The 11,219-nt window shown below is 58.0% G+C and carries 8 protein-coding genes and 2 pseudogenes; 9 read left to right on the top strand and 1 reads right to left on the bottom strand.

Going from position 1 to position 11,219, the window contains the following annotated elements; genetic code table 11:
* Positions 1–72 precede the first annotated feature (72 nt).
* Positions 73–531, bottom strand: a pseudogene (locus RN01_RS29435) (LemA family protein); the annotation flags it as partial.
* Between the two features lie 265 nt (positions 532–796).
* On the opposite strand from RN01_RS29435, the gene RN01_RS29430 reads away from it, so the two are divergent.
* The 9 genes and pseudogenes from RN01_RS29430 to RN01_RS29385 form a co-directional block, all read left to right on the top strand.
* Positions 797–1,984 (top strand): methionine adenosyltransferase, encoded by a 1,188-nt coding sequence (locus RN01_RS29430; protein ID WP_008647623.1) that lies wholly within the window; start codon positions 797–799, stop codon positions 1,982–1,984.
* Positions 1,985–2,194: 210 nt separating this feature from the next.
* Entirely contained in the window at positions 2,195–4,645 is a 2,451-nt protein-coding gene (locus RN01_RS29425) for a heavy metal translocating P-type ATPase (RefSeq protein ID WP_008647620.1), read from the top strand.
* Positions 4,646–4,878: 233 nt separating this feature from the next.
* Positions 4,879–5,187: a YHS domain-containing protein gene (locus RN01_RS29420; RefSeq protein ID WP_029309048.1), complete on the top strand. Its 309-nt coding sequence runs from the start codon at positions 4,879–4,881 to the stop codon at positions 5,185–5,187.
* A 37-nt stretch (positions 5,188–5,224) separates the two neighbouring features.
* Positions 5,225–5,488: a DUF2933 domain-containing protein gene (locus RN01_RS29415; RefSeq protein WP_008647613.1), complete on the top strand. Its 264-nt coding sequence runs from the start codon at positions 5,225–5,227 to the stop codon at positions 5,486–5,488.
* Positions 5,488–6,153 (top strand): isoprenylcysteine carboxylmethyltransferase family protein, encoded by a 666-nt coding sequence (locus RN01_RS29410; protein ID WP_008647611.1) that lies wholly within the window; start codon positions 5,488–5,490, stop codon positions 6,151–6,153. The genes RN01_RS29415 and RN01_RS29410 overlap by 1 nt, the downstream gene beginning before the upstream one ends.
* Before the next feature lie 31 nt (positions 6,154–6,184).
* Entirely contained in the window at positions 6,185–6,451 is a 267-nt protein-coding gene (locus tag RN01_RS29405) for a DUF5676 family membrane protein (RefSeq protein WP_008647609.1), read from the top strand.
* A 142-nt stretch (positions 6,452–6,593) separates the two neighbouring features.
* Positions 6,594–8,546, top strand: coding sequence for an ATP-dependent zinc metalloprotease FtsH (gene ftsH / locus RN01_RS29400; protein WP_008647607.1), 1,953 nt, complete (start codon positions 6,594–6,596; stop codon positions 8,544–8,546).
* The gene (locus RN01_RS29395) at positions 8,518–9,177 is read left to right on the top strand and encodes a hypothetical protein (protein ID WP_008647601.1); all 660 of its coding nucleotides are present in this window, start codon (positions 8,518–8,520) and stop codon (positions 9,175–9,177) included. Before ftsH ends, RN01_RS29395 begins: the two co-directional genes overlap by 29 nt.
* Before the next feature lie 653 nt (positions 9,178–9,830).
* Positions 9,831–11,120, top strand: a pseudogene (locus tag RN01_RS29385) (DUF3141 domain-containing protein); the annotation flags it as partial.
* Positions 11,121–11,219 lie beyond the last annotated feature (99 nt).

Genomic DNA, 11,219 nt, shown 5'->3' with positions numbered 1-11,219 from the left:
TTCCTGCCCGCTGATCGCGTCACTACAGGGTGGAGCAAGCTTGGCAGGTTCGGCTATGCCTTAGCGTGCTTTATTTTCCGTTTTCTGAGACGACCCCTTGTAGGCCTGCACCGACTGGATATACCTGTTTCTCGCGACGGCTATCCGATTCTCTGTACCCTCGAGTTGGGACTGCAAATCTCTGAATCCCGCATCGGCCTTCAACTGTGGATAGTTCTCCGAGACAGCCAATAGCCTCGACAACGTCCCAGATAGCTGTTGTTGCGCCGCCTGAAATTGTGCGAAGGCCTGGGGGTTGTTAAGCGTCTCCGGCGTGACTTGCAACGCCCCAACGCGCGCACGGGCCTCAGTCACCTGTGTCAGGACTTCCCGCTCATGGCTTGCGTAGCCCTTTACCGTGTTGACCAGATTGGGCACCAGGTCTGCACGACGCTGGTACTGGTTCACCACCTCTGACCAACTGGCTTTGACTTGCTCATCCTGCGATTGAATGGTGTTGTAGCCACAGCCCGTCAGACTGATTGCGAGCATTGTCGTAAGTACCAACCATAGCCTGCGCACGAGACACCTCCATCCTTTCGCACCTTTCGCAAGGCTGCATGAGCCTAATAATGCACCAACGGCAGTGCCGCGAATAGCTGGCACACTCGAAAATCGGGTTTTCAGCATTTATGCTAGGTTGCACGGAAGACCGTTTGATTGATATGCGTCAACAGCGGTCGGTCGCCGCGAAGGACTCCAGCGACGCGGCTACATAGAATGAGCACGGGATGACTATCTGACTGAGGGCTTAGCGATGCCAAACGCCAAGGCCATTGCGATTTCCATCTCAAATACGCCGTCGTGGCGAAGCGAACGGACGGAGATGTGCGAGCACAAGGGCATCGGACATCCCGATAGCCTTTGTGACGGAGCCGTCGAGGCGGCAGCGCACGCCTTGTGCCGCGCCTACCTTGACGCCTATGGCGCAATCCAGCATTTCAACTTGGACAAGGCACTACTCATCGGCGGCATGAGTGCGCCGAAGTTCGGCGGCGGCCAACTCCTGCGCCCTATGCGCTTGTTGGTGTCGGGCCCTGTCACCGAACTGCCATCTGCCAAGGTGGAGCAAATCGTTGAGCAGGCCATTCGCGAGTACCTGAAGGAGTGCCTTGGCACAACAGGTGACGAAATCCAAGTTGAGCCCATACTTCGTCCTTCAGCCCCAAACCTCCGGCGCGTCGTCGCTACCGCGCCATCCGTACCGCTGTCGAATGACACGTCCTTTGGAGTAGGCTATGCACCACTTTCAAGCCTCGAAAGCGCAGTGCTCTCAGCGGCGGAGTCATTACGTTCAAGTGCATTTAAGGTGTTTTTTGGGGCGGCCGGTCAGGACTTCAAAATCATGGGAAGTCGGCTCGATGGGCATCATCGACTCACTATCGCACTGGCATTTGTTGACCGATATGTGCGCAGTGTCGATGAATACTTCGCACTGAAAGGTCGGATAGCGTCGTATCTGGCCGAGCGCGACCACCCGGCATGTGAGATTGCCATCAATACCCTGGACGACCAAAGCGCCCAGGACGAAAGTGGGGTCTACCTGACCGTCACCGGCCTGAGCGCCGAGCATGGTGACGACGGCCAGGTGGGTCGGGGAAATCGAGTCAATGGGTTGATTACGCCTTATCGGCCAATGTCGCTGGAGGCCGCTGCGGGGAAGAACCCTGCCTCGCATGTTGGCAAGCTCTACAACGTGCTCGCGCACCAATTGGCTGCGCGTATCGCAGTAGACGTGGATGGCGTAGCCCAGGTTGTCGTACGGCTTCTTTCCGGCATTGGCCGGCCTATCAACCAGCCGCAATTGGCAGCCATTGACATCGTCGCTGAAAGCGGGCTCTCGCTCACCCAGCAACAGCAGATTCGCGAACTCGTTCGGCAGCAATTGGCTGACCTTCCCATACTGGTCAAGGAACTGGCGACCGGAGCGGTGCCTGTATTCTAGGGCCCAATCGCCAACCGACCTTATCTGGGCATAGTCCCTGCGTCGCTGCAAGCGTTCTACCGGATTTTTTGAACGCTGTTGCCTAGCACGGCGACCTCCGCCCCGCTGTTCGCATTCCTTGACTAGCATCAATAGCCAGGTCCTTTAGAGGGCCCAGACTAATAAAGAAATCCTGCTTTGCAGCCCGCCACTCGCCCCCAGGAGGATGGCATGTCGACCAGGTCCGCTACCCCATTCGGGGGGAAATATGGTGTTGTCGATGGACAGGCGCGCCAAGTGGCCGGCCACGACGAACTTGCTCACCAGCAGCGAGTGCGGGACCCGGTCTGCGGCATGGAGATTTCCCCCGTGGAAGCCGCTGCCAGTGCCGAGGTCGACCAGCGGCGCTACTGGTTCTGCTCAAGTCACTGCGAGCAAACCTTCCGCGCCAATCCTGCTCAATACACTCTGAGTCCATCTGACGAGCATGCGTCGGCGGGCGCTAGCGCTACGTCACCTGCGGCTGCCACCCCCGCCACCGGCAGTGCCAAGCAACTTGCGAAGGACCCCATATGCGGGATGATGGTCGACAAGGCCACAGCCCTCTCGACTGAGCGCGGCAAGCGCAAGTACTACTTCTGCAGTGAAAGCTGTCTACGGACTTTCGAGTCGCCCGAGAGTGAATTGAAGGCCATGAAGACGCGCGTGACCATTGCGCTCACGGGCGTCCTCGCTCTGGCCATCTTCCGAGCAGGTGCTTTCCTCGCATTGGCGGCAGGCGCGACTCTCCTAACTTGGGCACCGATCCCCGCACTTCCTTGGCTTACGTGGGGAATGTGGCTATTCCTGCTGGTCACCCCAGTCCAGTTCATTGGCGGATGGAGCTTCTACAAGGGAGCGTGGAATGCCATCCGGACCCGCAACATCAATATGGACTTCCTCATCGCACTGGGAACGTCCGTCGCGTACTTCTACAGCGTAGTGGTCCTTTTCTTCCCCTCCTGGTTGCCCGTGAAGGTGGCGGAGCGAGATGTCTACTTTGAGGTCTCGGCGGTGATTATTGCCTTCGTACTGCTGGGCAAGTACATGGAGGAAATCATCAAGAAAAAGTCGTCGGCGGCAGTTCGCCGTCTGCTCGACCTTCGTCCTGCCGTCGCTCACGTACTGCGTGAGGGCAAGGAAGTCGAAATCCCCGCTGAAAGCATCATGGTGGGTGAATCGGTAGTCGTACGTCCGGGCGAGAAGATTCCCACTGACGGCAATGTTATCGAGGGCGAGTCCAGCGTTGACGAATCGATGCTGACTGGCGAGTCGATGCCCGTGGAGAAGAAGCTTGGTGCCTCGGTCATTGGCGGCACGCTCAACCGCAGTGGTGCCTTCACGTTTCGAGCCACAAAAATTGGGGCGGACACGGCGCTCGCACAGATTATCAAGATGGTCGAGGACGCCCAAGCCAGTACGGCTCAGATTCAGCGGCTGGCCGACCAGGTCACCAGCTATTTCGTGCCGGCAGTTGTCTCAGTTGCCTTGCTGGCCGTGGTCGGGTGGACGGTCGCTGGTCACTTCGCCCATGGGCTGCTTGCCTTTGTGGCAGTTCTCATCATCTCCTGCCCGTGCGCGCTTGGCGTCGCGACGCCTGCCGCGTTGATGGTCGGCGTCGGCAAGGGGGCGGACAATGGCATTCTGATACGCGGCGGTGAAGTGCTGGAGCGCGCGGAGAAGCTGACCGCCGTTGTCTTTGACAAGACAGGAACAATTACACGTGGAGAGCCCACCGTCACGGATGTCATTTCCATCTCGAACCATGATGAATCGACGTTGCTGGCACTAGCAGCCGCCGTCGAATCCGGGTCCGAGCATCCGTTGGGCGAAGCCATCGTGCGCGCTGCTCAACATCGTACGCTGACCATTCCTAAGGCAGTCAGCATCAGCGCCTTGTCGGGCATGGGCATTCAGGGCCATGTCGGCAGCCAACAGGTCTGGCTGGGGAATCGACGTCTCTTCGCGTGCCAGGGAATTGCGACCAGTGACGCTGAGTCCGTGCTCCGCAAACTCGAAGCCGACGGGAAGACCGCCATGCTGGTCGGTGCGGGTACCTCGCTGCTCGGAGTCGTTGCCGTCGCAGACACGGTTAAGCCCGAAGCCGCCGAGGCAGTAGCTGCTTTGAAGGCTCGCAACATCAAAGTGCTTCTCCTAAGCGGTGACAACCGTCGAACTGCGGAGGCAATCGATCGCCAGGTTGGCATCGAGCATGTTATTGCCGAAGTGATGCCCGAGGACAAGGTTGAGACCATTCATTCCCTGCAGAAGCAAGGCGAGGTCGTGGCGATGGTTGGAGACGGCGTGAATGATGCCCCTGCACTCGCTGCCGCTGACATCGGTATTGCCATCGGGTCCGGGTCCGATGTTGCCAAGGAGACTGGCAGCATCATCCTCATCCGCGATGACGTGCGAGACGTGGTCGCGTCCATTCAGTTGTCGCGCGCAACGATGCGCAAAATCAAGCAGAATCTTTTCTGGGCGTTTATCTACAACACGATTGGCATACCGGTCGCTGCGTTCGGACTGTTGAACCCCATCTTCGCGGCAGCGGCCATGGCCCTCTCATCCTTGAGTGTGGTCGCCAATTCGGCATTACTGAAGCGAGTACGACTTGGTCGACCCGGTACGGAGGCGATATGAAGCGCGCCCTGGCATGGATTTGTGCGGCCCTCGCGACGCTACTAGCAGTCGCAATCGTGTACTGGTTCGGTATCTCACCAATCACGATACTGCTCGCCGTCCTTCTCCTGTCCTGTCCAATCGTCGTGGCGTGGGTCAGCTGGCGACTCTCGTGTGAGTGTGAGCGAGATATCCGGCAAGCCGTCGACCGTGAGCTTCAACGCCGCGAAAAGCATTGATAAGGAGTTTCAATCATGAACTGGCTCTCACAAAATCTTTCATGGCTCGTGCTTGGCGGCGCGGCCCTCATTGCCTTGATTTCTTGGCAGCGATATACGAGTCGCCGAACCAATCAAGACAGTTGGAAACTTCATACGATGCAGGAGGACATTGCCGCTGCCCGCGACCCCGTCACTGGCAACAAAGTTGAAACTGCTCATGCAGTTACGGCGAACTTCGAAGGAAAGACGTACTTCTTCGAGTCTGAAAGCTCGCGGACCGTCTTTCAGCAGGACCCGGCCAAGTATGTGCACCAGCATCATCGCCATCATGGCTGTTGCTAGACGCGACGTTTCACAGGCTTCCATTCAGGAGAAATGTATGAATCACGACCATAGCAGTAACGAGCACCCGGACGATATGCAGAGAAAGATTTCCAGGTCCAAGCTGGTCACGATAGGTTTCCTGCTGGTGATTGGCTACTTCCTCTGGACGGAGCATCGGGCACATGTGATTCAAATCCTGCCCTTTCTTCTCTTGGCCGCATGCCCCCTTATGCATATGTTCATGCACCATGGGCATGGGCACAGTCATCACCAAGGGGAAGGCAACACGCGCGATGACATTAACAAAGGAGAGCGGTGATGAGCCACGATGCGCAATACGGTTATGGTCTTTGGTCGCTGGTGATTATCAACTCGGCGGTCTTCATCATCTTTGCCTTCAGTTTCACCAAACCGAAGACTTCACGGGACTGGCGGTCCTTTGGCGCCTTCTCGGCGTTCATCGTGGCGCTCTTTACAGAGATGTACGGCCTTCCATTGACCATCTATTTCCTGCTGCCGTGGCTCTCGGCAAAGTATCCCGGCATCGACTTCCTCTCACACGATGCCGGTCATCTCCCTGAGATGATTTTCGGCTGGCAGGGCAATCCACACCTGGGGCCATTTCACATCGCGAGTGACATCCTGATTTTCGGCGGATTTCTCATGCTGTCATCTGCGTGGCGTGTTCTGTACAAGGCTCAGCAAGAGCACCGCCTTGCTACCACTGGGCTCTATGCACGCATGAGGCATCCTCAGTATGTCGCGTTCATCCTGATCATGTTGGGCTTCCTACTTCAATGGCCAACCATACTTACCTTGGTGATGTTCCCCATCCTGGTGTGGATGTACGCGCGGCTTGCCAAGGCGGAGGAGCGAGACGCGCTGACCGAGTTTGGCCAGGAATATGAGGCATATCGCAGGAGGACCCCCGGCTTCATCCCGAATTTCGGCGGTGGGGACGTTCCTCACACCAGGCCTCGTTGAAGCGTAGCGGCATCTCAAATCGGAGGTAGCCATGAAACCCTTCAAAACCGGCGTGACCTTGTCGGCCACCGTTGTGCTTTTTTATGCGTTGTGCACCGTTGTCTGGCTAGCGGCCCCTGAGCCTTTCATGAATTTCATGAACGCGCTCTTTCACGGGCTCGACTTCCGGCGCCTTCAGACTGACCAGGCGTTCTCCTGGTGGTCCGTCACCTATCCAGCCTTCGTTTTCGCAGTGTGGTTCTTCGCTGCCGGCGTGTTTTTCGCATGGTTGCATAACACGTTGGGAGGTAAGGACTGACGTTGAGCCGAAACGATTCGCCTGACACACAGCGCAGTTCTCCCGTTGCATACAACTTTGTTCGTTAGCCGAAACCGGCGGCCGGCTGCGAATCGCACTTGCCTCCATTCCTCCAACACGGCGACGACACAAGAGACCCTCTATGGAACCACGCCAACAGCAGTTTTCCCTCTGGTACGTACTCCTCGCAGTCACGGCGATGCTCATATTGCAAAGCCTCTTCTTTTCATCTCATATCGAGACCCTGCCGTACAGCGATTTCAAGGTTTTGCTAAAGGCTGGCAAGCTCAAGGACATAACGCTCGGAGAGGGAGCCATCACGGGTACGGTCAACAGCGATGGCATTGAGAATCTGCTTCCCAAGCAACAGGTCGAGGAAATGCAGCGTCAGGGTAAGGGGGACCACCCTTTTTCCACGCTCCGTGTCAATGACCCCAATCTGGTTCAAGACCTGGAGGCAGCCAAAGTGCGCTTCGTAGGTCAGGCCGATAACAAGTGGATTAGCACCCTGCTTTCATGGGTGGTTCCTGCCATGCTCTTCTTTGCCGTCTGGAGCTTCCTCATTAAGCGGATGGGTGGTGCCGCCGGCGGGATGATGGAGATTGGCAAGAGCAAGGCCAAGGTTTACATGCAGAAGGAAACCGGCGTGACCTTTGCCGACGTCGCTGGCGTCGACGAAGCCAAGGAAGAGCTTGCCGAAATCGTCAACTTCCTGAAGGACCCCCAGCGCTATCGGCGCCTGGGTGGGAAAATTCCCAAGGGGGTGTTGCTTCTCGGAGCACCGGGCACTGGCAAGACACTGTTGGCGAAGGCCGTAGCAGGAGAAGCCGGCGTGCCGTTCTTCAGCATGAGCGGCTCGGAGTTCGTTGAGATGTTTGTCGGCGTGGGTGCTGCGCGAGTACGCGACCTGTTCAATCAGGCAGAAACTAAGGCACCCTGCATTATCTTCATCGATGAACTCGACGCACTAGGTAAGACCCGTGCCCTCGGCGCGGTAACCGGCAACGACGAGCGCGAGCAGACCCTGAACCAGTTGTTGGTGGAGATGGATGGCTTTGATACCAACAAGGGCGTCATCATCATGGCGGCCACGAATCGGCCTGAGATTCTCGACCCAGCCCTGTTGCGACCAGGTCGCTTTGACCGCCATGTCGCGCTGGACCGGCCCGACCTGAAGGGGCGCGAGCAGATTCTCAAGGTGCACATTAAGGATGTTGTCCTGGCTCCCACTGTGGAGCTCACAAACCTGGCAGCCCGCACCCCTGGCTTCGCTGGCGCGGACCTCGCCAACCTCGTCAATGAGGCCGCTCTGCTGGCGGCGCGCAAAGGCAAGGATGCCGTGGATATGGCGGACTTTGACGAGGCACTGGACCGAATCATTGGCGGCCTGGAAAAGAAGAATCGCGTGATGAATCCCCAGGAGAAGGAGACCATCGCGTACCACGAGGCGGGTCACGCCATCGTGGCTGAGTCGCGGCCACACGCCGACCGCGTATCGAAAGTCTCCATCATTCCGCGCGGCGTCGCGGCACTCGGCTATACCCAGCAGACGCCGACCGAGGATCGCTACCTACTGAAACAAAGCGAACTGCTTGACCGGCTCGATGTATTGCTCGGCGGACGCATGGCCGAGCAAATCGTCTATGGCGATGTCTCCACCGGCGCCCAGAATGACCTACAGCGGGCAACGGACATGGCCCGCCAGATGATTACCCAGTTCGGCATGAGTGAGCAACTCGGACTTGCCACTTATGAAGACCTGCCGAACCCTCTCTATAACAGTCCCGGGTTGCTACCTCGGGAGCGTAAGGAGTACAGCGAGAGTACTGCGCAAATCATTGATGCCGAGGTCCGAAAGATTCTGGGCGACGCAAGCCAACGGGTGAAGCAGACACTGCTTGCAAATCGTCACAAACTTGACGCGCTGGCGAAACTGCTCCTCGAACAGGAGGTCGTCGACCGAGCGGCGTTAGAACTCCTGCTGTCCGACAAGGTGGCCACCCTAACGGTTGGGAAGCCCTCATCGCCGGACGCAGCCGAAGCACGCGGTTCAGACAAGCCACCTCATGAAAACGAAAGCAGAAAACCGCACTGAGGAGTCGGAGTCCAGTTCAATATCACTCGACGAGTACGAGAAAGAGCTGCGCCTCCTTCAGATTGAACTAGTCAAGCTGCAGAAGCACTTCCTCTGTTGCAGCGACAGGATTCTGGTCGTCTTTGAAGGCCGAGATGCGTCGGGAAAGGACGGGACTATCAAACGCATTGTCGAGCATCTCAGTCCTCGTGAGACTCGCGTGGTCGCTCTCGGGAAGCCATCCGACCGCGACCGTGGTTCGTGGTACTTCCAGCGCTATGCGGCGGAACTTCCGGCCGCTGGCGAGTTCACGCTCTTCAATCGGAGTTGGTACAACCGCGCCGGCGTAGAGCACGTTATGGGCTTCTGTAGTAACGAAGAACACGAGGAGTTCTTTCTAAGTGTCCCGGAGTTCGAAGAAATGCTGGTGCGCTCTGGGATTCGGCTCATCAAGTATTACCTCGATATCACCAAGGACGAGCAGAAGCGGCGTATCGAATCTCGTCGCCGTGACCCGCTCAAGCAGTGGAAGGTCAGCTCCGCCTTGGTTGCAATCAATGCGCTGTTGCTCAAGCGTACCAAGCTCGCGGGAATTCGTGCTTCATCACCGTCTGTGTCGTCTTCAGACGTGACTGCACCAATGGCCGGTTGAGCAGTGTACCGTGGACGCCAATACAAGACGCCAGAAGCCCAGGACATCGCCGCGCGCAAGCGTGGCGCGGCAGCCGGCACATGCGAGGCATGCCAGAAAGCTCAGCCGGCTGGTTTTTCCGAGTTTCCTTGACATACTGGCTAAACGCGCGGACCTGAGGTCATACCCCATCGTGGTTGGCGGATTGGCGTTCCTCGCCACGCTCAGTATGTGTGTGCCCGTAGTTCCCTTGCTGACTGCTGCCGTACTGTTAAACGCGCGTCGCTGGAGAGCCATAGCGTTCTGTGCCGCTGGAGGAAGTGGTGGGGGAGCGCTAATCCTCTACGTTGTCTTCCATCACCTTGGCTGGGCGCAGTTGCTTAGCTACCTCCCGGAACTCACGCGCTCGGCTAGGTGGGTCGCAGTAGCGGGCTTCACTGAGGACTACGGGCTCCTTGCGCTGACGGCCATCGCGGCATCGCCGTTGCCGCAGACGCCGGCTTTAGTTTTCGTCGCGCTAGCAGAACTGTCCCCCATCGCCGTGTTTGGCAGTATCTTCAGCGGGAAACTCGCGAAGTATGGTTTGACTGCCTGGCTGGCGGCTCGGGCCCGCGAGCCGTTGCAAGGTGAAATTGGGGAAATGATTGCTTCAATAGAAAGGGATAAGGTACCTCATGGCCGAAGGCACGATGCAACGTAAGCGACGCCCAGCGCGCTCCTCCCCAATCGCTGCGGCTGCGGAACTACATGCGGCCCCGACTCCCATCGCCGAGGCTGTTCCGCAGCAGCCGGCATCTACTACGGATGCGGTCCAACAATGGAGGGATTATGCGGTCGACGTTACCCAACGTTGGACGATGTTCATCGATATCCTTCGCCAGCGCGCAGACAACATGTTGGCGCATGAGGAGACCGGCCTTCCGCCACTGCTTCACTTCGATTACGAGATGTTGCTCGACGGGAGAACGTTCGAGCGGCCGGCAAACTATGCCTTGCTGCGCATCACTCGCTGCGGCAGTGACCATTTGGAAGAACGTGTGCGCCCTGGTGCAAAGCCGGTTATCGTGATTGACCCGCGCGCTGGTCACGGGCCGGGGATTGGAGGCTTCAAGCGTGACTCTGAGGTGGGCATGGCGCTGTCCGAAGGGCACCCTGCCTATTTCGTCATATTTTTCCCGATTCCTTGCCCTGGCCAGACGCTGGGCGACGTTCTTAGTGCTCTGCGGACGTTTGTTCAGGAGGTAGCCCGTCGCCACGATGGACAGGAGCCGGTGCTCTATGGGAACTGCCAGGCGGGGTGGGAAGTAATGCTGCTCTCCGCGCATTGCTGTGAGCAAGTCTCCGGCATATCGGTCCTGAACGGTTCTCCACTGTCATATTGGTCTGGCGAGCCGGGCGTGAATCCGATGCGTCTTCTCGGTGCGTTCTCTGGCGGTGTGTGGGGCGCAAACTTTCTTGCCGACCTGGGTAACGGCCGCTTCGACGGCGCATGGCTTGTGCAGAATTTTCAGTTCCTGAAACCGGAATCGGCAATATGGGAGAAGTTCTACACGGTCTTCGCCAACCCGGAACGTGAGCGCGAGCGTTTTCTGGAGTTCGAACGCTGGTGGAACGGCTTCTATTTCCTGAGTCGGGAGGAGCTCGTTTCGACTGTCCAGGACCTGTTCGTTGGCAACAAGCTCGAAACAGGCGAAGTCCAGGTGGACTGCGATTGCACAGTCGACCTACGGCGCATCCGCAAGCCGATAGTCATCTTCGCGTCCTACGGCGACAACATCACGCCACCGCATCAGGCATTGGGGTGGATTCCGGCAGTGTATAAAAGCACCGAGGAGTTGGTCGCCGCCGGCCAGCGCATTGTCTACCTGACCAATCCACACGTAGGCCATCTCGGCATCTTCGTCTCGGCAAGCGTGGCACGCCATGAGCATCGAGCCATCCTGCAGAACCTGGAAGGGATTGAGGGTAAGCGATCGAGAATGCGCGTCTTGCCGCCGTCGCGTCGCACCTGAGAAGCTACGTTCCCACGTAAGGTACCTGGGAACGTAATGTCAGAGTGGACG

Source organism: Cupriavidus sp. SHE (genome assembly GCF_000812445.1).
Lineage (GTDB): Bacteria > Pseudomonadota > Gammaproteobacteria > Burkholderiales > Burkholderiaceae > Cupriavidus > Cupriavidus metallidurans.
The sequence above is the reverse complement of the archived record's forward strand: the minus strand, read 5'-3'. Positions and strand labels throughout refer to the sequence as shown.

Coding starts and splice junctions, on each gene's coding strand:
- RN01_RS29395 (WP_008647601.1), top strand. CDS start 8,518: ATGAAAACGAAAGCAGAAAACCGCACTGAGGAGTCGGAGTCCAGTTCA.
- ftsH (WP_008647607.1), top strand. CDS start 6,594: ATGGAACCACGCCAACAGCAGTTTTCCCTCTGGTACGTACTCCTCGCA.
- RN01_RS29405 (WP_008647609.1), top strand. CDS start 6,185: ATGAAACCCTTCAAAACCGGCGTGACCTTGTCGGCCACCGTTGTGCTT.
- RN01_RS29415 (WP_008647613.1), top strand. CDS start 5,225: ATGAATCACGACCATAGCAGTAACGAGCACCCGGACGATATGCAGAGA.
- RN01_RS29425 (WP_008647620.1), top strand. CDS start 2,195: ATGTCGACCAGGTCCGCTACCCCATTCGGGGGGAAATATGGTGTTGTC.
- RN01_RS29420 (WP_029309048.1), top strand. CDS start 4,879: ATGAACTGGCTCTCACAAAATCTTTCATGGCTCGTGCTTGGCGGCGCG.
- RN01_RS29430 (WP_008647623.1), top strand. CDS start 797: ATGCCAAACGCCAAGGCCATTGCGATTTCCATCTCAAATACGCCGTCG.
- RN01_RS29410 (WP_008647611.1), top strand. CDS start 5,488: ATGAGCCACGATGCGCAATACGGTTATGGTCTTTGGTCGCTGGTGATT.